Raw genomic sequence first — 23,610 nt, forward strand, 5'->3', positions numbered from 1 at the left:
AGATGCAGATCGTGGGAGGAGGACAGGCGAACGAAGCGCCGGCGGGAGCGCCGGCCGAGTTCGACCAGGCGCTGATGCGTCAGACGTTGAACACCGAGCTGCTGCGCGTGAGGGCGCTGATCGCCACTGCGGCTCTGTTTCTCGTGATATCGGTGCTGGTCGAAATCTTCGAGCCCAGGATCTCGGAGTGGATCTGGCCGAGCCGGATCGGGGTCCTCTACGTCTACGCGATCATCGTCGCATTCATCAGCTTCGAGACTCTCATCCTGTTCAGGATCAAGGCGGACATCCGCCACGGCCGGGACGTGCCGGTGATCTGGCGCTATGTCAGCGCCCTGGTCGAGACCTCGCTGCCAACGTTCGTCCTCATCCTGCAGATCGAGGGCATCGGCCACGACAAGGCGCTGGGCTTCGGCGTGCCGCTGGTCTATTTCATCTTCATCGTTCTCTCGACGCTTCGTCTCGATTTCTGGCTGTCGAGCTTCACCGGCCTCGTCGCCGCGGTGGAGTTGTTGGCGGTGGCACTGATCGATCGGCCTTCGATGGATGCGAGCCAGAATCCGGAGATCTACTATCACGGTGAGCGCAGCTTCATCATCCTGTTGTGCGGGATGCTCGCCGGTGCCGTCAGCGTGCAGCTGCGACGCCAGTTCGCGGCGAGCATCGAGGCCGCGTCGGCGCGCGACCGGGTCACCGATCTGTTCGGCCAGCACGTCTCGCCCCAGGTCGTCGAGCGCCTCATGAAGGAGGGGACGGCGGAGGCGCGCGACATCCGTGAGGTCGCGGTGATGTTTGTCGATTTCCGCGGCTTCACCGCGGCGGCGCGGTCGAAGACGCCGCAGCAGGTTGTCGATCGCCTCGATGGCGCGTTCGCGGTGCTGGTCGAGATACTCGAGCGCCATGGCGGCATCGTGAACAAGTTCCTCGGCGATGGCTTCCTGGCGCTGTTCGGCGCGCCGTTCGAGTCGCGCGATGCCGCCGTGCAGGCGGTCGTGGCTGCGCGCGAGATGGTGGCCGCGATGGAGCGTGTCAACGCGATGTCGTCTTGGCCGCTGCGGATCGGGATCGGTCTTCATCTCGGCGAGGTGGTCGCCGGCAGCATCGGCTCGCCGCGGCGCAAAGAGTACACCGTCATCGGTGACACCGTGAACTTCGCCTCGCGGCTCGAGGCGCTGAACAAGGAGTTCGATTCGCAGCTCCTGATCTCGAGCGAGGTGCGGCAGGCGGCCGGCGAGGGGGCGCGCGACGCCGTCTTCCACGGCGCGGTGTCGGTGCGCGGCTACGACCGGCCGTTCGAGATCTGGCAATTGCACTGACGCAGGCGACCCGTCGCCCGACGTCTGAGATTTACATTGGATGGTCTTCGCGTTTAACTGCCCTCAACGAAAAGCATGATCAGGGGGAACGCATGATCCGAACCGGGGCGTCGTTTTTGGCCGCAGCAGGCATCGTGTGCGCAGCCGGCCTGGAGGCGGTGCGGGCTGAGGATGTTGCCTGCAGCAAGGTGACGGCCGAGGTGCTGAAGGTCCCCGGGCTGACCTTGACGGGATCGAAGCTGCAGGAGGCCGCCGACGGGCTGCCGCGGCATTGCATTCTGTCCGGCAAGGTCAATGAGCGCACCGGCGTCGACGGCCATGCGTATGCGATCCAGTTCGAGATGCGGCTGCCGGAGACGTGGAACGGCCGCCTCCTGCATCAGGTCAATGGCGGCAATGATGGCGTCGTGGTGCCGGCGCTCGGCGACAAGGCCGACGGTCTCGTCGGTGGCGGTATGACGCCGCTCGCCCGCGGCTTTGCCGTGCTGTCGTCGGACAGCGGCCACTCCGGTAACGATCCCGCCAACAAGCCGCGCGGGCTTGCGTCCGGCTCAGCTTTCGGGCTCGATCCGCAGGCGCGCCGCGACTACGGCTATTCGGCCGACATCACGCTGGCGCCGATCGCGAAGGCGATCATCTCGGCGCATTACGGCAGGAAGCCGGACTATTCCTACATCGCCGGCTGTTCCAATGGCGGCCGCCACACCATGGTGGCCGCCGAGCGCATGCCCGAGCAGTATGACGGCTTCCTGGTCGGCAATCCCGGCTTCAACCTGCCGCGCGCTGCCGTGCAGCACGCCTGGGACGTGCAGGCGCTGACCAAGGCCGACGTCGACATCCGCAAGTCGATCACGCGGGAGGATGCCAAGCTGATCGCTTCCAAGATCACGGAGGTCTGCGACGAGCTCGACGGCGCCAAGGATGGGCTGACGGCGAACCTGAAGGCGTGCCAGAAAGCGTTCAATTTCGACAGCCTCCGCTGCGCCGCTGGTGCGACCGAGGCCTGCCTGCCGGCCGCCAAGGTCGATGCTTTGAAGAAAGTCTTCGCGGGCCCGCACAATTCGAAGGGCGAGCCGCTGTATTCCGACTGGCCGGTGGATGGTGGCGTCGGCACCGGCAACTGGCGCGCCTGGAAGGTCGAGAGCCCGGTGGCGCCGTGGAACAACCTTCCGATCATTGCCACCATGGGCGGCGCCTCGCTCAACTACATCTTCTCGACGCCGCCGGTCGAGATCGAGGGCTCGCCCGATAAGCTGGTCGAGAAGCTGCAGACTTATGATTTCGACAAGGACGCACCGAAGATCTACGCCAAGGAAGGTCCATTTACCGAGTCTGCGATGGACTTCATGGCCCCGCCCGCGGTCGACAATCCGACCCTGCCGGCGTTCCAGGGCGGCGCCCGCAAGATGCTGATCTATCACGGCCAGGCCGATCCGGTGTTCTCGATCAACGACACCGTCCGCTGGTACGAGAAGCTCAATGCCAATGTGCAGGGCAAGGCCGATACGTTCGCGCGGCTGTTTGCGCTGCCCGGCGAGACCCATTGCGGCGGCGGCGTCACCTTGGAGAAGTTCGATGCGTTGGGCGCGCTGATGGACTGGGTCGAAAAGGGCAAGGCGCCGGAGGCGATCACGGCCTCGGTCGATGCGGCCAACAAGGAGCTCCCATCGACATGGAGCCCGCAGCGAACGCGGCCGCTGTGCCCGTGGCCAAAATTCGCCAAATACGTCGGCGGGGACATCGAACAGGCGTCGTCGTTCACCTGCGCCGCGGAGTAGCGACTCACACCTGAGGCGCGACCAGGTTCTTCACCTTGACCTGATCGCGGTCCTCGATGATCTCGGCGATCCATTGCCGGTGGCAATGGGCGTGGTCGCGCTCGTAGCAGAGCAGGCAGACGGGACCGGCGCTCTTCACCAGCGAGGCCAGCTCGTCCATCTGCTCCTTCGCCTGCGGCGTCTTCAGATGCGCGCTGTAGATCTTGTGCAGCGTGCCGTAATGGCCGCTGCGGGCGGCCTCGCGGCCCTCCTTCGGCGTGCCGAGCCCGCGCAGATGCACATAGCCGATGCCGCGCTCGTCGAGCCCGGCCGCGAGCTGGCTCTTGGAGAAGCCCGGCCGGCGCGAGGCCGCCACCGCGCGCACATCGACCAGCAGCTTGACGCCGGCGGCCTGCAACTCATCGAGCACGGCCTTGGCCGGCGTGTGCTCATAGCCGATGGTGAACAGGGTCTTGCTCTTGGCCATCATGCGCCTCCTGCGTCAACTCACGCGCTCGATGAGCTCCATCGCGCCAGCCGGCGCGCGCACCTTGCCCTCGTGGATGACATAGGCGAATACGTCGCGCGGCGTCTTCTTCGCCGGCTTGTCGTCAACCCGTGGCAGGTCGTCCGGTTCGCCGCCGCCGGCCCACAGTTGCAATCGCTTCGCCCAGGCGTCGAGCTGCTTCGGCGGATAGCAGGTCGCAAGCTCGTCATTGCCCTTCTGCAGCCGGGCGTAGACGAAGTCACCCACGACATCGGCGATCGCCGGATATTTGCCGTGCTCGGCGAACACGACCGGCGTTGCAAACTCGCGCAGCAGCGCGACGAAGCCGGGTACGCAGAAACTATCATGGCGGACCTCGACGACGTGGCGCAGCTTGCGGCCGTCGAGCTCGCGCGGCAACAGCTCGAGGAACTTGCCGAAATCGGCCTCGTCGAACTTCTTGGTTGGCGCGAACTGCCACAGCACCGGGCCGAGTCGGTCGCCGAGCTCGAGCACGCCGGTGTCGTAGAAGCGCTTCACGGAATCGCCGGCCTCGGCGAGCACGCGGCGATTGGTGGCGAAGCGCGGCCCCTTCAGCGAGAAGATGAAGCCGTCCGGCACCTCGCGTGCCCACTTGCGGAAGCTCTCCGGCTTCTGCGAGCCATAATAGGTGCCGTTGATCTCGATCGAGGTCAGCTTCGAGGCGGCGTATTCGAGCTCCTTCGACTGCGGCAGCTTGTCCGGATAGAACACGCCCCGCCAGGGCGCGAAGGTCCAGCCGCCGATACCGATGTAGATGTGGCTCTTGGATTGCGAGGCGCGTGCAGGGGCTTTGCTCACGGATCGATTCCGATGCTGATTGGTGAGGGTGTTGCGGTAGGGAGACGATAGTCAACCGGGCCGGTTCTGACCAGTTCGGCGCTGTTGCGCCGTCGCTCTTCCCGTGCTCCGGAGCCTCGTGTATCCAGGGCACGGGCCGGGAAGGGGAGATATGGCAATGAGAGCGGAATCGGTCGGCGGCCTGCTGGGGGCGATCGTCGCCGCTGCCGTGCTTGCGGCAGCCTTCTACTATGTTCCCGTCGGGCCGATGGCCCGTCAGATGCAGCCGGCCAAGGTCGAGGTGCCGCCAACCCCGGTGCAGACGGTTCCGGTGGCTCCGGCCGTGCGCGGACCCGTGGTCCGTGAGGTTCCGAACTAGGCCGGCCGGGGCCCCTTGCAATCCAGCCGAGGCGCCCCATCTTGGTCGGGACGGTGACGTCGAGCTGTAACGGCTCCGGCACCGAGACGACCACGGCAGAGCGGTTGCGCCGGATGTACGCGCACCCTTTGTTTGTGGTCGTTGGCATTTTGGGCCCCTCGCTTGGGAGCGATGCAAGCCGGCACCACAGTCCGGCCTTTTTGGGCCCTCCTTCAGCCGTTGCGCTTGGCAGTGTGGAACGCGGCAGATATACGCATCCGCACCATGAACGATGTCCTCCGACCGGCCATGCCCGCGCCGCCGCAAACCGCTGATATTCCGATCGTTTCGGTGGTCGTCCCGACCTTCAACGAGCGCGACAATGTCACCACGCTGTACCGGCGGCTGGAGGCGGCGTTCAAGGACGTGCCGTGGGAGGTCGTGTTCGTCGACGACAACTCCCCGGACGGCACCTGGCAGGTGGTGCGCGAATTGTCGCGTAGCGACAAACGCGTCCGCTGCATCCGCCGTATCGGCCGCCGCGGACTGTCTGGTGCCTGCATCGAGGGCATCCTGGCCGCCAGTGCGCCCTATGCCGCCGTGATCGACGCCGATCTGCAGCACGACGAGACCCAGCTGCCGAAGATGCTGGCGCTCTTGCAGAGTGGCGCCGCCGAGCTCGTCGTCGGCAGTCGCTACATCGCGGGCGGCAGCGCCGCGAGCTTCGACAGCAAGCGGGCCGGGGCCAGCGCCTTCGCCACCGAGATCGCGCGCCGCGCGCTCAAGGTCGAGGTCAACGACCCCATGAGCGGCTTCTTCATGATCCGCCGCGACCGCTTCGAACAGATCGCGCCGAAGCTGTCGATGCAGGGCTTCAAGATCCTGCTCGACATCATTGCGAGCGCGGAAGGCGGCCTGCGCACCGTCGAGGTGCCCTATACGTTCGGCTCGCGCCTGCATGGCGAGAGCAAGCTCGACTCGATGGTCGCCCTCGACTTCCTCGGCCTCGTGCTGGCCAAGATGACCAACGACGTGGTGTCGTTGCGCTTCCTGCTGTTCGCCATGGTCGGCGGCACCGGCCTCGTCGTGCATCTGGCCACGCTCTTTCTTGGTCTCAATGCGTTCGACATGCCGTTCGCGGAGGCGCAGGCGCTCGGTGCCTTCATCGCGATGACCTCGAACTTCATCCTCAACAACTTCCTCACCTATCGCGACCAGCGGCTGAAGGGCTTTGCCATTCTGCGCGGCTTGCTCGCGTTCTATCTGGTCTGCTCGGTCGGCCTGCTTGCCAATGTCGGCGTCGCCTTCTCGGTCTATGACCAGGAGCCGATCTGGTGGCTGGCGGGCGCGGCCGGCGCGCTGATGGGCGTGGTCTGGAATTACGCGATCTCCGGATTGTTCGTCTGGCGCAAGCGATGACCACTGCGGCCGTCGCCGACGACGCCCGGCTGGTCCGCAATGTCTGGCTGACCATCACAGGCCTCGTCGTGCTCCGGCTGATCGCCGCTGCGGTCACGCCGATCACCTTCGACGAAGCCTATTACTGGATGTGGTCGAAGCATCTCGCCGGCGGCTACTACGACCACCCGCCGATGGTCGCGGTCGTGATCCGGCTGGGCACGCTGATTGCCGGAGACAGCGTGCTCGGCGTGCGCCTGGTCTCGATCCTGCTCGGCCTGCCCATGAGCTATGCGGTCTATCGCACCGCCGAGATCCTGTTCGGCAGCGTGCGCGTGGCGGCGACTGCGGCGCTGCTGCTCAACGTCACCTTGATGGCTGCGGTCGGCACGCTGATCGTGACCCCCGACGCGCCGCTGCTGGTGGCCTCGAGCTTCGTGCTGTTCTTCTGTGCCAAGCTGCTGGAGACGGGCAGGGGCATGTGGTGGCTCGCGGTCGGCGCGGCCGTCGGCGCGGCGCTGCTGTCGAAATACACCGCGATGTTCTTCGGCGCGGCGATCCTGATCTGGCTCGTCGCCGTGCCGAAGCTGCGCCATTGGCTGGCCTCGCCCTGGCCCTATCTCGGCGGCCTCGTAGCATTCGCGCTGTTCTCGCCGGTGATCCTGTGGAATGCCGAGCACCAATGGGTGTCGTTCATCAAGCAGCTCGGCCGCGCCAGGATCGAGGAGGTCCGCCCCGTCTACATCGCCGAGATCATCCCGACGCAGTTCGCCTTCGCCACGCCGCTGGTCTTCATCCTCGGCGTGATGGGCCTCTATGGGTTGGCCCGGCGCAGGGCAGCGGACGCGGCGGCCCGCGTCCTGATTGAGGCCATGGTCTGGGTCATCGTCGCCTATTTCGCGTGGCATTCGCTGCATGCCCGCGTCGAAGCCAACTGGTTCGCGCCGATCTATCCGGCCTTCGTGGTGGCTGCCGCTGCGGCGGCCCGTCTTGTCGCCTGGTCCCCGCGCGAGCAGCGCACGGCGGACTTTTGCCTGCGCTGGGCCGTGCCCGCCGGCGTCGTGATGTTCGTCGCGCTGATCGTGCAGGCCAACACGGGCCTGCTGTCCGGTTATCGGCGCGATGCCACCGTCCGCAGCGTCGGCGTCGGCTGGCGCCCCCTGGCTGCCGAGATCGAGGCGGCGCGCGTGCGCGCCGGCGCCTCCTGCGTGCTGGCGATGGATTATGGCACCACCGCCTGGCTGTCGTTCTATCTTCCGCCCGGGACCTGCGTGCTGCAGCCGATCCAGCGCATCCGCTGGGTCAATTTTCCGGAGCCGGATCCGGCCAAGCTCGCGGGTACGCAGCTGCTCGTAGACGAGGTCCAGATCGCATCGCGGTTCTACGTCAGCAATACATTCGGCCGCGTCGAGAAGATCGGCGAGGCCGAACGCAGGCGTGGACCTTTGACCATCGAGACCTATGCCTTCTATGCGCTGAGCGAGCCCAAGCGGGAGGTGCTCGACCGCACCCCGCCGCCGGAGCTGCAGCGCTGACGCCCGCTTCAGGGCTGCTGCGGGATGATGTCCGCCAGCGCCTTGTCCCGCGCATGAATTGCGACCATGTTGATGCCGGCATCGATGGTCTTGTAGCCGCGGCAATCCAGCCATTGCCGCAGCTGCTCCGCATCGGTCTTGATCTTCTCGATCAGCATGATCGGCGTGCAGCGTTCGATCGTCGCCGCCGCGCCTTCGAGCGCCTCGATCTCCATGCCCTCGACGTCGAGCTTGATCAGGTCGCAGCGCGGCAGATTGAAATCGTCCAGCGGGAGCTTGCGCACCTCGACGGTGTTGTCCGCATAGTCGATGGCCTGGCCGATGAACTCGGTGTTGGGACGCTGGCGCAGCTCGAGGCTGCCGAAGCTCGATGGGGTCAGGTAGTTCGGGCTTGGGATGTTGAGCACGCCGCGCTCCGACGAGACTGCGGCATGGATGGCGATCGCATTGAAGCAGTTGTTGATCGCGATGTTGCCGGCGAGCGCGTAGTAGATCCGTTCTTGCGCCTCGATCGAGAGCACGGATCCCCAGCCGGTCATCGCCTTCGCCCATTCGATGGTGTGGACGCCGATATTGGCACCGCAGTCGATCGCGACGGCGCCATCGCCATGGTGCCGGCGGCGCAAGCCGAGTAGGCGAACGGCGAGCTGCACCTCGCCCGGATCGAAAGCCCCCGTGTCGAGGATCTGATAGCCGACGCCGTAGCCCCGGTTGGCGTCGACCATGCGATAGTCGAGCCGGTTGACGATCATCGTCCCGTGATTGCTCGCGGCCAAGACGAAGGCCAGCTTCCGGTCGGGGATCTGCATGGAGTCCTCTCGTGTCGTGTTCGGCAGGGAGCGGACGCGGTACGATTCGCCGGCGGAGTGTTGCCGAGAATCGTTCCCTACCATACCGCCGCCGGTGTCCACAGCGCGGAAAATCCCGGCTTGTTACGGATGCGGTCCACCTGCGGCTGCCGTCGCCATTGCGCCTTGGACCACGACCGTCCTGATCCGATTGCCGCGGAGACCGGGCGACATGCGATTGTACGTGACCAATGCTTTCAGCCGCGTCGAGAAGATCGGCAAGACCATGTCCGAGCAGGGGCCTTGAACAAGTGAAAACTACGCCCTTTCCCTCGTCAGCACGCCTAAACGTGAGTCATCGATAGCGCCCCTCTGGCAGAGCTCAATCGTTAACGCGGCCTGCGATGGTTTACGGATTCCGGCGGCCGTCGAATGCTGCTCCTCAGGAACGGCCTGGGGCGGCAATATTGCTTTTGGCTGGAATTTCGCCCTGTTTTTGCCCTGTTTGCCGGCAAAACAGACGTCCATGGTTAACCCGCCCTTAATCTGCCAAAACTTAATCAGCATTTAACTAAAAGTCGCCCTAATGAAGCTCTGTGCTTCTGCGAGATGCAAAGCGGTTGTCCGTGGCGCATCGAGCGAGAGTTATCGAGTATTCGTTCGGGCGTGAGTGAATGAGTAACAGTCGAGCTGCGTTGGCCGCACGAAATCGCAGGAAGTCTTCCCTGATCGCGTTCTCTCACAAATTGATCGGTGGCGCGGCAATCGCATGCCTGATCGGGGGCTGCGCTGTGACGGTCTATACCAAGATCATCGCGGCCGATGCCTATCCGACCCTGGGCAGCATCGAGCAGGATGAGCCCGTCGTGCGCCCGGCGCCGCGGCTTGCGACGCGCAGCGCCGCCGATGCGGTGGGTGAGGCCTTCTCGGCATTCCCGGAATCTCCGCCCGTCACCACGGTCGCCGCCATCACGCCGCAGATGTTCAACGACCGCTTCGGCGCGGCCGTGCCGCAGGGCGTCGCCTCCAACGCCGCGAACGGCGCGCCGCCGCTGCCCAGGCTCGCCGAAGCCGCGCCCAAGCAGATCGAGGCCAAGCAGATCGAGGCCAAGTCGGTCGAAGCCAAGCCGGCCGAGACTGCGAAGGTCGCCGAGGCGCCGAAGAAGGATGCCCGGCCGCCGATGCAGTTGGCGCTCGCCAATGCCAAGCCGGCCGCGCAGCCCGCGACGCCGGCGCAGGCCGCCGAGGCCAATCCGCCGAAGAGCAGTGGCTTCTCGCTGCGCGCGATGACCGAGCGCGCCAAGGCGGCGGTGCTGTCGATCGCCGGCGACCGACATTCGATCCAGGAAAAGCTCTGGGGCAAGCCGGAGAACCAGGATGGCGGCCTCCTGGCCTATGCCTCGGCTGATTCCAACATCACCGCCAGCATCGCCAAGGATCCGACCCGCGGCGGCCGGCCGCCGTATGATTTGAGCACCGCAGTCTACGACATCTCGGCCAAGGCGGTGTATCTGCCCGACGGCACCAAGCTCGAGGCACATTCCGGCCTCGGCGACAACCTCGACAAGCCGAGCTCGGAGAAGATCAAGATGCGCGGCGTGACGCCGCCGCACATCTACGAGCTGAAGCCGCGCGAGGCGCTGTTCCACGGCGTGCCGGCGCTGCGGCTCAACCCGATCGGCGGCGAGGACGCGATCCACGGTCGTAACGGCCTCCTGGCCCACACCTTCATGCTCGGGCCGAACGGCGACTCCAATGGCTGCGTCTCGTTCCGCGACTACTACGCGTTCCTCGATGCCTACAAGAACAAGGGCATCCGCAAGCTCGCCGTGCTCTCGCGCATCGACTGAGGCGCAGCCGTTACGGAGTAGGGTGGGCAAAGGCGCCCATTCCGCGCGTGCCACACGAATATTTGTAGTTGGCGCCGTGCCCACCGTTTTGCCGAGGAGAGGGCTGATTGACGGTGGGCACGCTGCCGCCTTCGTCGGCCACTTTGCCCACCCCACAGGTCCTGCATCGACAAACAACGCCGTCGCCTGGCGTTGAGCCGGGGCCGGAATGAGATCCGTTTCACGCTTCAAAAAGCACGGCCATGACTGCGCATTCTCGCGGCGCCTGGCGCCCGAGTGCTGCTCGTAAACTGGCCCTCCGAAATCGGAAGAGGGCGCGGGGAATGCCGGGTGAGGGCCTCACCCATGGCCCGCCTGCAGAAGAAAAAGCAGGCGGCAGTCACCACAGGTTCAGCCGCATCATCCGGCATTCCCCGCGCGATGGCCTTACGGCTTATACGTGGTCTCCCTGGTGCGCCGGGCTTTCTGGCCACCATCGGTCGGAGCATTCGTCTCTCCGACCTTGACACCAGCATCGGGGTGCCAGGACATCACGACTTCGCCGTGCGCACCGGATCGTTCGTCCGCGTGATCAGATCACGCTGCAACCCGACGCGCCCACCGCATCCCGCCCTCCACGTTCATGACGATCGCGAAGCGCCCCTCTCATGAGGACGGGACCGGCATAGAATGCACGGTTTCTGATTTTTGGAAACAGGAAAATGTTCGGGGTTGGCGGTGAGCGGGGCGATCCCATTGACCCGGCTCGACAAACGAATTTTCGCGCGCACGCGTTTTCGACCTCTCGCATGGCCGATTGCGGCCTTGTAGCTCGCCATAATGCGCAACTGATTTGCCCGACGACCAATCTGGTCGTTGCAAATCTGTCGCGTCGCCGGAGGCGCGCCGTCATGGCTTCCCCCTCCGGCCTTGACGGCTTCGGAAAATTCTGCGCATAGCTCTGCCCCATCGAAATTGACGCGCCGTTCGCCGGCGCGCTCTTGAGGACCACAACCGTGTTGAGCCTACGCTCACATCTCGCGAACACCCCCGCCAACGAACGACCGCTTAACTGGTCGCGCGATGGGTTCGGCATGGGCGTCGCCTGTCAGGGTCCGAATGATCTCAAGCTGTCCCTGACGACATCGGGACGCGAAATTCCAGCACAAGCGTAACCGGCGGCGGGATCTCACCCTCCGCAGACATAGCGGAGGGTCTGATGACCCGCATGATGAGCCCAGATTCCGAGATAGTCGACCACGCCCGAGCGCTGTGCTCGCCGGTGGCGGTTGCCTTCGTGCGCATCGTCATGACGTGCCGCGGCGTCAGCGAGGCACGGGCTCGCCAGATCTATCTCGACTACATCAACGGCGTTCAGCTGGAGCACGCTCCGGTCGCGTTCGACTGATTGACGATGACCATGCCCGGTGCAGTCCGGGCGCGATGACATGGCCTATGTTCCCGTCTGGTGAAGGGACCGGATTGTCGATCCGGGAAGGCGGGTTCGATTCCCGTCATGGGCGCCAACACGACCGGGCAGATGAAGCGAAGAGAGGAGGTCGACGATGTCAGCAACAAACCCGGCGCTGGTTCTCAACGCCGACTTCCAGCCGCTGAGCTATTTCCCGCTGTCGGTGGTCTGCTGGGAGGACGCGATCAGGGCCGTTGTCGGCGAGTCACACGTCGTGGTCGCAGAGTACGACCGCGTCGTGCGCAGCCCGAGCGTCACCATGCGGCTGCCGTCGGTGATCGCGTTGCGCGATTACGTCAGGCCGGCGACGCGCGTCCCGTTCACGCGCTTCAACGTGTTCCTGCGCGATCGCTTCGAATGTCAGTACTGCGGTGGCCGCTATCTCCACGGCGAGCTGACCTTCGATCACGTCGTGCCGCGCGTCGACGGCGGCGAGACGTCGTGGACCAACATCGTCGCCGCCTGCAGTCCCTGCAACGCGCGCAAGGACCGGCGCCATCTCAAGCCGCGGCGGCCGCCGTTCGAGCCGGCACGGCACGAGCTGATGGCCGCGCAGCGCCTGTTTCCGCCGAGATTCCTGCACGTGACCTGGCAGGATTATTTGTACTGGGATGTGGAGCTCGAGCGTTGAAGAAACGAACGCGTAGCCCGGATGAGCCCGCGCCGATGCCCAAAGGGCGTCGGCGTGGGTGATATCCGAGGTCTCACAGGTGATTCGGACGAACCCGGATGTCGCTTCGCTCATCCGGGCTACGTACTTAAAATCTTGTAAGAGCAGGCGCCAACTTATCCGGTAGACATCCGCCAGCGAGAGAGAGCCATGTCGATTTCGACCCCACGTCAGATAGAGGACAGCGCGCTGCCGCAACTGCGGCGCCGTGATTGCGTCCAGTGCGTGCCGGCAGTCTCCGCGGGGAGCGCGCTGTCCCGTCACAATCAATTGGCAGCGAGGCAGCGGGATCGTCCCTCTGTCTTGAACGCCAGAGAGACGATCCGCCAGGCTGATGTCCCATCCGGGACACTCCGATCAGATCCGTCTCTCTGTTTGCACCACCGGACTTGCGCGGCGTCACGCCGTGCAAGTCCCGATCATTGCAGCGCCACGCCGGCGCGACAGGGTCATGCATGAACGAGTGAGGAGGATCACATGCGAGCCGATCCCTATCAGGAGCGCGCGAGGCAATTGGCGATCGAGGCCGGGCTCGATCCGGATGCACGGGTCGAGCGGCCCGGGCAGCGGTCGATGCCGCTGTGGTGCACGTTCCGCGACGCCGCGCGCAAGGAGCAGCTGGCGCGCGAGGCCGCGGCGCTGGGCGACACGGTCGCGAGCCTGCCACGGGCCGCGCAGTATCAGAACAGCCCGTTGAAGGTGTTTGGTCGCCATGAGGACGCGACGATCGCCCAGATGCGCAACTGCATGGCCGTCGGCAACGCCGTGGCCGGCGTGATCTGTGCGGACGGCCATCTCGGCTATGCCCAGCCGGTCGGCGGCGTCGTCGCCTATGAGAAGCAGATCAGCATCTCCGGCGTCGGCTTCGACATCGGCTGCGGCAACATGGCCGTGCGGCTCGACACGCCCTTCAGCGCGATCGAGGACAGGGTCGGCACGATCATCAAGGACGTGTCGAAGGTGATCTCGTTCGGTGTCGGCCGCAAGAACGCCGCGCGCGTCGACCATGAGCTATTCGACGAAGCCGATGCCTGGCGCATGTCGGATATGGATGCGTATCGGCAGAAGGCGGCCGGCCAGCTTGGTACGGTCGGCTCGGGCAACCACTATGTCGACCTGATGCGCGACGAGAACGGCTTCGTTTGGATCGGCGTGCATTTCGGCAGCCGTGGTCTCGGCCATACCTCGGCGACGCGCTACCTCAAGGCGGCCGGCGGCAAGGACGGCATGAATGTGCCGCCCGCCGTCGTCGACGAGGACTCGGAGATCGGGCAGCGCTACATCGCAGCGATGCAGCTCGCCGGGCGCTACGCCTATGCGGGACGCGAGTGGGTGACCGAACGCGTGCGCCAGATCATTGGCGGTGCGGTCACCGACAGCGTGCACAACCACCACAACTATGCCTGGCGTGAGACCCATGACGGGCGTGACCTGTGGGTGGTGCGCAAGGGCGCCACGCCGGCCTTCCCAGGCCAGCGCGGTTTCGTCGGCGGCTCGATGGGCGACGACGCCGTCATCATCGAGGGCGTGGAGTCGGAGGAGGCCAAGGCCTCGCTGTACTCCACGGTGCACGGCGCCGGGCGGCTGTTCGGGCGGCGAGAGGCGAAGCGGCGCTTCACGCGCGCCGAGATGGACGCCTGGCTGCAGGGCCGCGGCGTCACCCTGATCGGCGCCGATCTCGACGAGAGCCCGATGGCCTATCGCCGTCTGCCCGAGGTGCTGGCCGAGCACGCCGGCTCGGTGAGGGTGGTGCATACGCTGCGGCCGTTCGCCGTGGTGATGGCGGGCGAGGGCGAGTTCGATCCGTTCAAGGATTGAGCCTCTCGTAGCCCGCATGAGCGCAGGCGACATGCGGGTCCGCACGTGCAGTTCGTGAGACCCCGGATGTCGCTCCGGCCTGCGCCCGCAAGGCGCCGGCCTTTGCTCATCCGGGCTACGCGATTGCGCAACGATGACGGAGACACGATCATGACCGGGCTGACCTGGCACGCCGACAATATCGAGACGATTGCGAACTTCTTCTCCACTGCCGAGTGCGAGGACTACATCCGCTTGGGCGAGCAGATGGGCTTCGAGGAGGCGACGTTGTTCGCGCCGCGCAGCGTCAAGGACTATCGCAACAACGATCGCGTCATCGTCGACGATACCGAGCGCGCGCAAGGGCTCTATCAGCGGCTCGCCGGCCATCTCGCACCGTCGTTCCAGCATCGCTGGCAGCCGGTCGGGCTGAACGAGCGGCTGCGGCTGTATCGCTATGATGTCGGACAGAAGTTCGAATGGCATCGCGACTGCCATTTCGAGCGTGACGATGGCGAGCGCAGCCAGTTCACCTTCATGATCTATCTGAACGATGATTTCGAAGGTGGCACGACGTCGTTCTGCGACGACACCGGCCTGATGCCGGATGGTCCGTTGCGCATCACGCCGGAGAAGGGCATGGCGCTGCTGTTCCATCACCCGATCATGCATCGCGGCGATCCCGTGACGAGGCGGCGCAAATACGTGCTGCGGACGGACGTGATGTATCGGCGGAGCAGGTGAGGGGGCGCGTCGCACAAGGCGCGCGCTCTCCGTTCGTCACTCCGGGGCGCGCGTAGCGCGAGCCCGGAATCCACAGGCCGTCGCATGGTGCGAGGTGCTTGTGGCGTCTGTCTTCGACCAACCACCGCTCGGGCTATGGATTCGGGGCTCATTCGCGCTGCTCCAAAATGGCTTCGCCATTTTGCGCTTGAACGTCCCGGAATGACGGCGGAGAGGAGTTTAGCGACGAAGCCCGCATGAGCTCCGGCGACATTCGGGCCCCGGCGCAACAAAAAGGGCGCGGCTTTCGCCGCGCCCTTCGTATCTCTTGAGGAGGCTGGACCTTAGAAGTCCATGCCGCCCATGCCGCCGCCCGGAGGCATCGCCGGGCCGCCGGCGTTCTTCTTCGGCAGCTCGGCGACCATGGCTTCGGTCGTGATCAGCAGCGCAGCCACGGAGGCGGCGTTCTGGATCGCGGCGCGAACCACCTTGGTCGGGTCGATGATGCCCTTGGAGACCAGGTTGCCGTACTCGCCGGTCTGGCTGTCGAAGCCATAGGCGTACTGGTCCTTCTCCAGGATCTTGCCGACGATGACCGAGCCGTCCTCGCCCGCGTTGATCGCGATCTGGCGGGCCGGGGCGGAGAGCGCCTTGCGGACGATCTCGATGCCGGTCTTCTGGTCGTCGTTCTTGGTGCGCAGGCCCTTGAGCTGCTCGGAAGCACGCAGCAGGGCGACGCCGCCGCCCGGCAGGATGCCTTCCTCGACAGCCGCGCGGGTCGCATGCATCGCGTCATCGACGCGATCCTTGCGCTCCTTGACCTCGACCTCGGTCGCGCCGCCGACGCGGATCACCGCGACGCCGCCCGCGAGCTTGGCCAGACGCTCCTGCAGCTTCTCACGGTCGTAGTCCGAGGTGGTCTCCTCGATCTGCGCCTTGATCTGCTGAACGCGCGCCTCGATGTCGGCCTTCTTGCCGGCGCCGTTGACGATCGTGGTGTTCTCCTTGTCGATCATCACCTTCTTGGCGCGGCCGAGCATGGAGAGGTTGACGTTCTCGAGCTTGATGCCGAGGTCTTCCGAGATCGCCTGACCGCCGGTCAGGATCGCGATGTCCTGCAGCATGGCCTTGCGGCGATCGCCGAAGCCCGGCGCCTTGACGGCGGCGACCTTCAGGCCGCCACGCAGGCGGTTGACGACCAGGGTGGCGAGCGCCTCGCCCTCGACGTCCTCGGCGACGATGACCAGCGGCTTGCCGGTCTGCACCACGGCCTCGAGCAGCGGCAGCAGCTCGTTCAGCGACGACAGCTTCTTCTCGTTGATCAGGATGTAGGCGTCATCCATCTCGACGCGCATCTTGTCGGCGTTGGTGACGAAGTAGGGCGAGATGTAGCCGCGGTCGAACTGCATGCCCTCGACCACGTCGAGCTCGGTCTCGAGCGACTTGGCTTCCTCGACGGTGATGACACCCTCGTTGCCGACCTTCTTCATGGCGTCGGCCAGGAACTTGCCGATTTCGGCGTCGCCGTTGGCGGAGATGGTGCCGACCTGGGCGATCTCGTCGTTCGACGTGACCTTCTTGGAGTTCTTGACGAGATCGGCGACGACCGCCTCGACCGCGAGGTCGATGCCGCGCTTCAGATCCATCGGGTTCATGCCGGCGGCAACCGCCTTGGCGCCTTCGCGCACGATGGCCTGGGCCAGCACGGTCGCGGTGGTGGTGCCGTCGCCGGCCGCGTCAGCGGACTTGGAGGCGACTTCGCGCACCATCTGTGCGCCCATGTTCTCGAACTTGTCGTCGAGCTCGATCTCCTTGGCGACGGTGACGCCGTCCTTGGTGATGCGGGGAGCGCCGAACGACTTGTCGAGGACGACGTTGCGGCCCTTCGGGCCGAGCGTGACCTTGACGGCATTGGCGAGGATGTCCACGCCGCGCAGCATGCGATCGCGGGCGTCGACGCCGAACTTAACGTCTTTTGCTGACATATTGGGTTTCCCTGAGTTGAATTGGTCGTCTCACCCTGGGCAGGGCGCCCGCAGGCGCTCCTCAGGGTGAGCGTTGAGCGGGTTGGGCTTAGGCGGCCTTCTTCTTCGACGCGGTGTCGGTGAGCACGCCCATGATGTCGCTTTCCTTCATGATCAGCAGCTCCTGGCCGTCGATCTTGACCTCGGTGCCCGACCACTTGCCGAACAGCACGCGATCACCGACCTGGACGTCGAGCGGGACCAGCTTGCCGCTCTCGTCGCGGGCGCCCGGGCCCACCGCGATCACTTCGCCCTGCGAGGGCTTCTCCTTGGCCGAGTCGGGGATGATGATGCCGCCAGCGGTCTTCTCTTCGGCGTCGATGCGCTTGACCACGACGCGGTCGTGAAGCGGACGGAAAGCCATACAGTCCTCCTAAGCTATTGAGGCGATTGTCAGTTTCTGGAATTTTGGCAGTCGGTGCCGGCGAGTGCCAGCACGTGGGCTGGATTTAGGGGAGAGCATTCAGCCGGACAAGGGCTTGTAGCAGAAAAATTAGCAGTCAACTGCGGGCTCTGCCAAAGCGTTCCGATAGCGTTAACAAGAGCGGAACGAACCATGAAACCCCGTATTAGCACCTGGGCTAAGTGGCTGCTAATGCAGCATTTTTCAACATGTCGTTAAACATTTAAGCTTGAGATGGGTTGAGGACATGCGTCACATTTCTTGGCAGTGAGCGCATCTTTGCCGGGTGGCTCGATCCCGGTTGCCACACCGGACATGCGCTCCAGAAACGGAGGTTGGCATGGTGTCGAAGGTTGAGGTTTCCGAGGACTTTCGGAAACAGGTGCTGGGTTACGGGCTGACGACCGCGCAGATCCTGTATCGGATGCCGGATCACCGCTCGCTGCTGCAGACCTACGTCTGGCAGAACTACGACCTGTTTCCGAAATTCCCCGCGCTGCAGGACTTCCTGGCGTTCTGGCAGGAGAAGATCGAGGGCCCCTTGTACTCGGTCACGGTGGCGCATTCCAAGCTGATCAAGCCGGCCGAGCTGCGCGCCGTCGACGGCATCTTCCGGCTGCATTGAGGCCGACGCGTAGCCCGGATGAGCGAAGCGATATCCGGGTTCAACGCGGACGCGCGTGAGTCCCCGGATGTCGTTTCGCTCATCCGGGTTAGGCGCTGCCTCGGCCCTGTTGAGGTCGTCGATCGGTCGACCCGCAAAGCGGCAGGTTGTGCTATCCTCGCGTGCGAGGACACGCAGGGAGAGCGCCATGGCCAAGAAGAGCCGCACCGCCAAATCAGCATCACGCGCCGCCGCAAAAGCCGCGCCGCGAAAAACCGCAAAGACAAAGCCGACGGCGAAGACCGCCTTCGCGGCGCCCGCCAAGCCGGGTAGGGTGGCGAAACCCTCGGCGCGCAAGGCGCTCGCGAGCAAGGGGCGACCAGCGCCGGCGCCGCGCCGGCGCAAACAGAAGGTCGCCATCAGCCATCACCGCGAGGAGGACTTCAAGGCCGACGGCCTGCGCGCCTATGCGCATTACCGCGACCTCGGCATCGCCGACGCGACTCACGGGCTGGCGCGCGCGCATGTCATCCGCATGCTGCCGCCATGCAATCCGCAGGAAGTCTCCAAGCTGCACACCCATGCGGTCGACTTCCAGATGGTCTATGTGCTCAAGGGCTGGGTGAAGAGCTACCTCGAAGGCGTCGGCGAGACGCTGATGCAGGAGGGCAGCTGCTGGACCCAGCCGCCGAAGATCCGGCACATGATCCTCGACTATTCCGACGACGTCGAGCTGCTGGAAGTGATCCTGCCGGCCGACTTCAAAACCGTCGAACTGTCGACGTAAAGCCGACAGAAATGGATGGAAACATTCGCGTGCGATGGACGGCGGTCCCATCGCGCGTGTGTGTTGACATCCGGTCTCGCGTCACTGGGACGGATGGGCCGGCGACGAATCCGTAAGAGGTGTTCGCCGCGGGCTTGCGTAAAGGCGTACCCGTCCCGTTGCCGCGCTTCGTCGTCCAGTTCGCTCCCACGATCCCGCGCGCGCCTCGCACGCGCGCATCGATGCAGCCCCGCATCGCCAACGCGGGCGCCGGTTCGGCTCCAGGTGCCGCCCATCGCGAGGACATCGACTGGCTGCGCGCCATCGCGGTCCTCTCCGTTGTCGCATTCCATTTCGAGGCGCCGGCGATCTTCGGCGGCTTCGTCGGCGTCGACATCTTCTTCGTCATCTCCGGCTACCTGATCACCGGCATCATTGCCGCGGAGATGGCGGCGGGCCGCTTTTCGTTCGCGCAATTCTACGAGCGACGGGTGCGGCGGCTGCTGCCGGCGCTCTACGCCATGGTGGCGTTCGCGGCGATCCCGGCGTCGCAGGACATGCTGGGCTCCGAGCGCGCCGAGTTCTTCCGTTCCGCGGCCGCCGTCGTCACCTTCACCTCGAACATCTTCTTCTGGCAGCAGTCCGGCTATTTCGACCACGCCGCGGTCGAGAAGCCGCTGCTGCACACCTGGTCGCTCGCCGTCGAGGAGCAGTTCTATCTGGTACTGCCCGTCGTGGTCTGGGCCGTGTTGCTGATAGCGCGCGGGCGACGGCTGGCGCTGCCGGTCACGCTGGCGCTGCTGGCTGCCGGCTCGTTCGCGCTCGGTCTGCTGCTGATGCGAGGCGGCGCGTCCGCGAGCGCATTCTTCCTCAGCCCGCCGCGCGCCTGGGAATTCCTGCTCGGCAGCCTGGTCGCGATATCCGGCCTTCCCGCACCGCGGCCGGGTCTCGCCCAGCGCGGCGCCCGCGCGCTGTCGCTGCTGCTGATGGCGGTGCCGATTCTGGCACTGCGCCCGGGACCGGGCTTTCCCGGCGTCGACGCGCTGGCGCCATGCCTTGGCGCGGCGCTGTTCCTGTGGAGCGGCGTCGGCGTTGCCAATGTGCCGCGTAGCCTGTTGTCACCGCTCGGCGTAGCGGCATTCTTCGGCCGCATCTCCTATTCGCTGTATCTGTGGCACTGGCCGCTGTTCGCCTTCGCGCGCTTCGCCAAGCCCGGCCTGGCGCTCGACGGCTGGGAGCGGGCGGCGTTGTTCGCCCTCACGGTCGCGGTCGCCACGCTGTCCTGGCGCTTCATCGAGCAACCGTTCCGCAATCGCCAGCTCGCAGCGACCCCGCGCGCGGCCTTCGGCCTTGCGGCGCTGGCGAGCCTGGTGCTGCTGGCCGGCAGCGGCGTCGGCCTGCTCCGCGCCGGCGTCGTGTCGGACGCCGACCGCGCGGCGCAGCGGCTGGACGCCTACAACGCCTACGACATGAAGCCGGTCTATCGCTATGGCACCTGCTTCACGACGCCCGACGGACGCGTGCCCGGGGATTGTCTCCGTCCGGTGACCGGCAAGACCAACGTGCTGCTGTGGGGCGACAGCTTTGCGGCCCACTACTATCACGGCCTCGCCGCGAGCACCGATCCGCAGGCCGTCAACGTCATGCAGGCGAGCCAGCCGACCTGCATGCCGACCTTCAGCGCGGAGACGCAGGGGATCGCGGCCTGCCGCGCCCTGGCAAGCCAGATGCGCGACTATTTCGTGACGGCGCGGCCCGATCTCGTGGTGATGTCGGCGGACTGGCTCGAGAACGCCCGCCCGCCGCGCTTTGCCGGTATGGTGCGCGATCTCAGGCTGACGCTGGCGCGTCTCAGCGAGGCCGGCATTCCGGTGGTGCTGCTCGGTCCCTCCGTGCAATTCCGGGCGCGGCTGCCCTCGATGCTGGCGCGCGCCACCTTGCGCGGCATGGCGCCGGATCCCGTTGCGTTCGTCCGGTCCGACATCTTTGCGCTGGATCAGGCGATGCAGGCGGCGCTGTCGACGAGCGAAGGCCTGTCCTACATCTCGATCCTGTCGGCGGTCTGCGAGAACGGCCGCTGTCCGCTCACGGTCGGCGACGTCCCGCTGTCGTTCGATCATGCGCATCTCACGGCGGAGGGCTCCCAGCTCGTGATGGCGAGGATCGTGCCGCAACTGCTGCCGATGACGACCGAGCTCAGCTCACGTCAGCAGCCCGACGATCGCACCCATCAGGCAGGTGGTGAGGGTGCCGGAGACGATTGATTTGAGGCCGAGCGCGTTGATCTCGTCGCGCCGTGTCGGGGCCATCGTACCGAGTCCACCGATCATGATGCCGAGGCTGGCGAAGTTGGCGAAGCCGCACATCGCGTACAGCATGATCAGCCGCGCGCGCGGATCGAGCGCCGTCGCATCGAGCTTCGCCAGTTCGACATAGGCGATCAGCTCGTTGAGGACCGTCTTGGTGCCCATCAGGCTGCCGGCCGTGACGGCCTCCGACCACGGCAGGCCCATCAGCCAGCACACCGGCGCCATGACGAGGCCGAGCAGCCGCTGCAGCGAGATGTCGGCGCCGCCGATGGCGGGCAACAGCGACAGGATCGCGTTGGCGAGATGCACCAGCGCGACCAGCACCAGCAGTAGCGCGACGATGTTCATCAGCAGCTCGAGCCCGGCGCTGGTGCCCTTGACGATCGCGTCCATCGTCGAGGTGGCCTGGGTCTCCTCGCCGAGCGCGCCGCCGGTGAGTTGCTTCGACGTCTCCGGCACCATGATCAGGCTGATCAGGATCGACGCCGGCGCGCCGAGCACCGAGGCGATGACGAAATGCGCGGCGGCATCCGGGATCAGCGGCGCCAGCAGCGTGGCGTAGAGCACCAGCACGGTGCCGGCGATTCCGGCCATGCCGCCGGTCATGACGAGAAACAATTCGCTGCGTGTCATCTGCGCCAGATACGGCCGGATGAACAGCGGCGCTTCCACCATGCCGAGGAAGACATTCGCGGCGGTCGACAGGCCGACGGCGCCGCCGACGCCGAGGGTGCGCTCCAAGAGCCATGCCATGCCGCGCACCAAGGGCGGCAGCACCCGCCAGTAGAACAGCAGCGTGGTCAGCACGCTCATGACCAGCACGATCGGCAACGCCTGGAAGGCGAGCACGAAATCGTCGCCGGGCGCCTTGAGGTCGAAGGGCAGGGCGCCGCCGCCGACATAGCCGAAGACGAAGGAGGTGCCGGCCCGTGAGGCCGACGAGATGGCGCCGACGACCTCGTTGATGGCGCCGAAGGCGCGGGCAACCGCGGGGACCTTGAGCAGGACGAGCGCGGTCAGGATCGTGACCACGAGGCCAAGCGCGGCCTGCTTCAGCGACACCGCGCGCCGGTTCTCGCCGAGCGCCCATGCGATCGCGAGCAGCGCGACGATCCCGAACCCCGATTGCAGCTGCAGCATCAGATCCCCCGAACGCCGTTTCATTATGAGCGCAGGGAACAGCCGCGCGCAATGCCGTGCGGCCATGCGGGGCTTGCGATTGACAAGCAGTTGGGCCTGCGTCACGCAGGCGCCACCATGTCGTCCACCGTCCCGATCGGCGCGCGCGATCTCTTGAAGCAAAGCGCGTTCCTGTTCTTCCTGTCGTCCCGCAGCCTGTCGCGCTTTGCGAGCCAGATCGCCGCAGTGGCGATCGGCTGGCAGATCTACGATCTCACCGGGCGTGCCTTCGATCTCGGCATGGTCGGGCTGATCCAGTTCCTGCCGACGGCGCTGCTGGTGTTCGTCGCCGGCAGCGCCGCCGACCGATTCCAGCGCAAGCGCGTCGTGCAGCTCTGTCAGCTCGTCGAGGCGCTGACGGCGCTCTATCTGTGCTGGGGCGCCACCACCGGTCAGCTCGGCGAATTCGAACTGTTTGCTGCGATCTTCGTGCTCGGCATTGCCGGGGCGTTCGAGAGCCCCGCGACTGCGGCGCTGCTGCCGCTGATCGTCCCGGCAGGCACGCTGCAGCGGGCGAGCGCACTGTCGAGCGGGGCCGCGCAACTCGCGACCATCGCCGGTCCCGCCATCGGCGGCTTCGCCTACGCGGTCGCGCCGGGTCTACCCTATGGCATCATGATGCTGTTCTGGATTGCCGGCATGGGGCTAACCGGCCTGATGCAGGTACCGGAGGACGTGCCGGTCGAGCGGATCGACGGCAGCAAGGCCGACCTGTTCGCTGGCGTCCGCTTCATCCGCGCCCATCCTGCGATTCTCGGCACCATCTCGCTCGATCTGTTCGCGGTGCTGCTCGGCGGCGTCACGGCCTTGCTGCCGATCTATGCGCGCGACGTCCTTCAGGCCGGGCCGTTCGGGCTCGGCGTGCTGCGCGCAGCGCCCGCGGCCGGCGCGCTGGCGATGACGGCGGTGCTGGCGCGCTACACCATCCGGCGGCGCGTCGGCCTGCGCATGTTCCAGGCGGTGATCGTGTTCGGCGCGGCGACGGTCGTGTTCGCCGTCTCGCATGTGATGTGGATCTCGGTCGCTGCGCTCGCCATTCTCGGTGCCGCCGACACCATCAGCGTCGTGATCCGCTTCTCGTTGGTGCAGCTCGCGACGCCCAACGAGATGCGCGGCCGCGTCGGCGCGGTGAACTTCCTGTTCATCAACGCCTCCAACCAGCTCGGCCAGTTCGAGAGCGGCGTCACCGCCGCGCTGCTAGGGGCCATGCCCGCCGCCATCCTCGGCGGCGTCGGCACCATCGCGATCGCGCTGGCGTGGATGAAGCTGTTCCCCGAGCTGCGGAAGGTGGAGCGGTTGGAGTAGGCTGGATGCCTCTCTCTCTGTCATTCCGGGTCATCGCGCAGCGATGAGCCCGGAATCCATCACAATGAGACG

At 65.8% G+C, this 23,610-nt stretch carries 20 protein-coding genes and 1 tRNA gene; 15 read left to right on the forward strand and 6 right to left on the reverse strand.

What is annotated here, in order from left to right:
• Window positions 1-2 precede the first annotated feature (2 nt).
• Together QX124_RS22350 and QX124_RS22355 are read left to right on the forward strand one after the other, a co-directional pair.
• Window positions 3-1,316, forward strand: a complete 1,314-nt coding sequence (locus tag QX124_RS22350; protein ID WP_315798287.1) for an adenylate/guanylate cyclase domain-containing protein — start codon at window positions 3-5, stop codon at window positions 1,314-1,316.
• A 92-nt stretch (window positions 1,317-1,408) separates the two neighbouring features.
• Window positions 1,409-3,094: a tannase/feruloyl esterase family alpha/beta hydrolase gene (locus QX124_RS22355; protein ID WP_315798288.1), complete on the forward strand. Its 1,686-nt coding sequence runs from the start codon at window positions 1,409-1,411 to the stop codon at window positions 3,092-3,094.
• 4 nt (window positions 3,095-3,098) lie between these two features.
• Here QX124_RS22355 and QX124_RS22360 read toward each other — a convergent pair whose 3' ends face one another.
• Complete coding sequence (locus QX124_RS22360; protein ID WP_315798289.1) at window positions 3,099-3,560, reverse strand: DUF488 domain-containing protein; 462 nt, start codon at window positions 3,558-3,560, stop codon at window positions 3,099-3,101.
• Between the two features lie 15 nt (window positions 3,561-3,575).
• On the reverse strand, window positions 3,576-4,400 hold the full coding sequence (locus tag QX124_RS22365) for a DUF72 domain-containing protein (protein WP_315737436.1): 825 nt from the start codon (window positions 4,398-4,400) through the stop codon (window positions 3,576-3,578).
• 157 nt (window positions 4,401-4,557) lie between these two features.
• Between QX124_RS22365 and QX124_RS22370 the strand changes: the two genes are divergently transcribed.
• The 3 genes from QX124_RS22370 (at window position 4,558) to QX124_RS22380 (ending at window position 7,670) form a co-directional block, all read left to right on the forward strand.
• Window positions 4,558-4,758 carry a hypothetical protein gene (locus QX124_RS22370; protein WP_315737437.1) on the forward strand — a complete coding sequence of 67 codons (201 nt, stop codon included), beginning with the start codon at window positions 4,558-4,560 and terminating at the stop codon, window positions 4,756-4,758.
• A gap of 264 nt (window positions 4,759-5,022) precedes the next feature.
• On the forward strand, window positions 5,023-6,156 hold the full coding sequence (locus tag QX124_RS22375; RefSeq protein WP_315798290.1) for a glycosyltransferase family 2 protein: 1,134 nt from the start codon (window positions 5,023-5,025) through the stop codon (window positions 6,154-6,156).
• Window positions 6,153-7,670, forward strand: coding sequence for a glycosyltransferase family 39 protein (locus QX124_RS22380; protein WP_315798291.1), 1,518 nt, complete (start codon window positions 6,153-6,155; stop codon window positions 7,668-7,670). The genes QX124_RS22375 and QX124_RS22380 overlap by 4 nt, the downstream gene beginning before the upstream one ends.
• Window positions 7,671-7,678: 8 nt before the next feature.
• Here the strand turns inward: QX124_RS22380 and QX124_RS22385 are convergent, their stop codons facing one another.
• Window positions 7,679-8,479 (reverse strand): FkbM family methyltransferase, encoded by an 801-nt coding sequence (locus QX124_RS22385; protein WP_315759258.1) that lies wholly within the window; start codon window positions 8,477-8,479, stop codon window positions 7,679-7,681.
• Window positions 8,480-9,132: 653 nt separating this feature from the next.
• Here QX124_RS22385 and QX124_RS22390 point away from each other — a divergent pair.
• The 6 genes from QX124_RS22390 (at window position 9,133) to QX124_RS22415 (ending at window position 14,969) form a co-directional block, all read left to right on the forward strand.
• The gene (locus QX124_RS22390; protein ID WP_315798292.1) at window positions 9,133-10,308 is read left to right on the forward strand and encodes a DUF2778 domain-containing protein; all 1,176 of its coding nucleotides are present in this window, start codon (window positions 9,133-9,135) and stop codon (window positions 10,306-10,308) included.
• Between the two features lie 1,198 nt (window positions 10,309-11,506).
• Window positions 11,507-11,695 (forward strand): hypothetical protein, encoded by a 189-nt coding sequence (locus tag QX124_RS22395; protein WP_315798293.1) that lies wholly within the window; start codon window positions 11,507-11,509, stop codon window positions 11,693-11,695.
• Window positions 11,696-11,738: 43 nt separating this feature from the next.
• Window positions 11,739-11,813, forward strand: a tRNA-Asp gene (locus tag QX124_RS22400).
• A 39-nt stretch (window positions 11,814-11,852) separates the two neighbouring features.
• Entirely contained in the window at window positions 11,853-12,389 is a 537-nt protein-coding gene (locus tag QX124_RS22405) for an HNH endonuclease (RefSeq protein WP_315759261.1), read from the forward strand.
• Between the two features lie 516 nt (window positions 12,390-12,905).
• Window positions 12,906-14,246, forward strand: coding sequence for an RtcB family protein (locus QX124_RS22410; RefSeq protein ID WP_315798294.1), 1,341 nt, complete (start codon window positions 12,906-12,908; stop codon window positions 14,244-14,246).
• Window positions 14,247-14,396: 150 nt separating this feature from the next.
• A complete protein-coding gene (locus tag QX124_RS22415; RefSeq protein ID WP_315798295.1) occupies window positions 14,397-14,969 on the forward strand; it encodes a 2OG-Fe(II) oxygenase in 573 nt (190 codons plus the stop codon).
• A gap of 323 nt (window positions 14,970-15,292) precedes the next feature.
• On the opposite strand, the gene groL is transcribed toward QX124_RS22415, so the two are convergent.
• Window positions 15,293-16,933, reverse strand: coding sequence for a chaperonin GroEL (gene groL, locus QX124_RS22420; RefSeq protein ID WP_315714737.1), 1,641 nt, complete (start codon window positions 16,931-16,933; stop codon window positions 15,293-15,295).
• An 88-nt stretch (window positions 16,934-17,021) separates the two neighbouring features.
• Complete coding sequence (gene groES / locus QX124_RS22425) at window positions 17,022-17,336, reverse strand: co-chaperone GroES (RefSeq protein WP_008966485.1); 315 nt, start codon at window positions 17,334-17,336, stop codon at window positions 17,022-17,024.
• 379 nt (window positions 17,337-17,715) lie between these two features.
• Between groES and QX124_RS22430 the strand changes: the two genes are divergently transcribed.
• From QX124_RS22430 to QX124_RS22440, 3 genes are all read left to right on the forward strand, one after another.
• A complete protein-coding gene (locus QX124_RS22430) occupies window positions 17,716-18,000 on the forward strand; it encodes an usg protein (protein ID WP_315776727.1) in 285 nt (94 codons plus the stop codon).
• A gap of 187 nt (window positions 18,001-18,187) precedes the next feature.
• Window positions 18,188-18,766: a cupin domain-containing protein gene (locus tag QX124_RS22435; RefSeq protein ID WP_315798296.1), complete on the forward strand. Its 579-nt coding sequence runs from the start codon at window positions 18,188-18,190 to the stop codon at window positions 18,764-18,766.
• Window positions 18,767-18,987: 221 nt separating this feature from the next.
• Window positions 18,988-21,009: an acyltransferase family protein gene (locus tag QX124_RS22440; protein ID WP_315798297.1), complete on the forward strand. Its 2,022-nt coding sequence runs from the start codon at window positions 18,988-18,990 to the stop codon at window positions 21,007-21,009.
• On the opposite strand, the gene QX124_RS22445 is transcribed toward QX124_RS22440, so the two are convergent.
• A complete protein-coding gene (locus tag QX124_RS22445; protein WP_315798298.1) occupies window positions 20,947-22,194 on the reverse strand; it encodes a NupC/NupG family nucleoside CNT transporter in 1,248 nt (415 codons plus the stop codon). The genes QX124_RS22440 and QX124_RS22445 overlap by 63 nt on opposite strands.
• A gap of 117 nt (window positions 22,195-22,311) precedes the next feature.
• On the opposite strand from QX124_RS22445, the gene QX124_RS22450 reads away from it, so the two are divergent.
• Window positions 22,312-23,538: an MFS transporter gene (locus QX124_RS22450; protein ID WP_315798299.1), complete on the forward strand. Its 1,227-nt coding sequence runs from the start codon at window positions 22,312-22,314 to the stop codon at window positions 23,536-23,538.
• The last annotated feature ends 72 nt before the right edge of the window (window positions 23,539-23,610 follow it).

Source organism: Bradyrhizobium sp. SZCCHNRI3043, assembly GCF_032377735.1.
GTDB lineage: Bacteria > Pseudomonadota > Alphaproteobacteria > Rhizobiales > Xanthobacteraceae > Bradyrhizobium.

Bases quoted from the DNA above. Each gene is read 5' to 3' on its own strand.
- QX124_RS22375 (WP_315798290.1), top strand. From the start codon at position 5,023: ATGAACGATGTCCTCCGACCGGCCATGCCCGCGCCGCCGCAAACCGCT.
- QX124_RS22360 (WP_315798289.1), bottom strand. From the start codon at position 3,560: ATGGCCAAGAGCAAGACCCTGTTCACCATCGGCTATGAGCACACGCCG.
- QX124_RS22350 (WP_315798287.1), top strand. From the start codon at position 3: ATGCAGATCGTGGGAGGAGGACAGGCGAACGAAGCGCCGGCGGGAGCG.
- groL (WP_315714737.1), bottom strand. From the start codon at position 16,933: ATGTCAGCAAAAGACGTTAAGTTCGGCGTCGACGCCCGCGATCGCATG.
- QX124_RS22415 (WP_315798295.1), top strand. From the start codon at position 14,397: ATGACCGGGCTGACCTGGCACGCCGACAATATCGAGACGATTGCGAAC.
- QX124_RS22380 (WP_315798291.1), top strand. From the start codon at position 6,153: ATGACCACTGCGGCCGTCGCCGACGACGCCCGGCTGGTCCGCAATGTC.
- QX124_RS22405 (WP_315759261.1), top strand. From the start codon at position 11,853: ATGTCAGCAACAAACCCGGCGCTGGTTCTCAACGCCGACTTCCAGCCG.
- QX124_RS22445 (WP_315798298.1), bottom strand. From the start codon at position 22,194: ATGCTGCAGCTGCAATCGGGGTTCGGGATCGTCGCGCTGCTCGCGATC.
- QX124_RS22410 (WP_315798294.1), top strand. From the start codon at position 12,906: ATGCGAGCCGATCCCTATCAGGAGCGCGCGAGGCAATTGGCGATCGAG.
- QX124_RS22440 (WP_315798297.1), top strand. From the start codon at position 18,988: ATGCAGCCCCGCATCGCCAACGCGGGCGCCGGTTCGGCTCCAGGTGCC.
- QX124_RS22390 (WP_315798292.1), top strand. From the start codon at position 9,133: ATGAGTAACAGTCGAGCTGCGTTGGCCGCACGAAATCGCAGGAAGTCT.
- QX124_RS22355 (WP_315798288.1), top strand. From the start codon at position 1,409: ATGATCCGAACCGGGGCGTCGTTTTTGGCCGCAGCAGGCATCGTGTGC.
- QX124_RS22395 (WP_315798293.1), top strand. From the start codon at position 11,507: ATGACCCGCATGATGAGCCCAGATTCCGAGATAGTCGACCACGCCCGA.
- QX124_RS22450 (WP_315798299.1), top strand. From the start codon at position 22,312: ATGTCGTCCACCGTCCCGATCGGCGCGCGCGATCTCTTGAAGCAAAGC.
- QX124_RS22430 (WP_315776727.1), top strand. From the start codon at position 17,716: ATGGTGTCGAAGGTTGAGGTTTCCGAGGACTTTCGGAAACAGGTGCTG.
- QX124_RS22385 (WP_315759258.1), bottom strand. From the start codon at position 8,479: ATGCAGATCCCCGACCGGAAGCTGGCCTTCGTCTTGGCCGCGAGCAAT.
- groES (WP_008966485.1), bottom strand. From the start codon at position 17,336: ATGGCTTTCCGTCCGCTTCACGACCGCGTCGTGGTCAAGCGCATCGAC.
- QX124_RS22435 (WP_315798296.1), top strand. From the start codon at position 18,188: ATGGCCAAGAAGAGCCGCACCGCCAAATCAGCATCACGCGCCGCCGCA.
- QX124_RS22370 (WP_315737437.1), top strand. From the start codon at position 4,558: ATGAGAGCGGAATCGGTCGGCGGCCTGCTGGGGGCGATCGTCGCCGCT.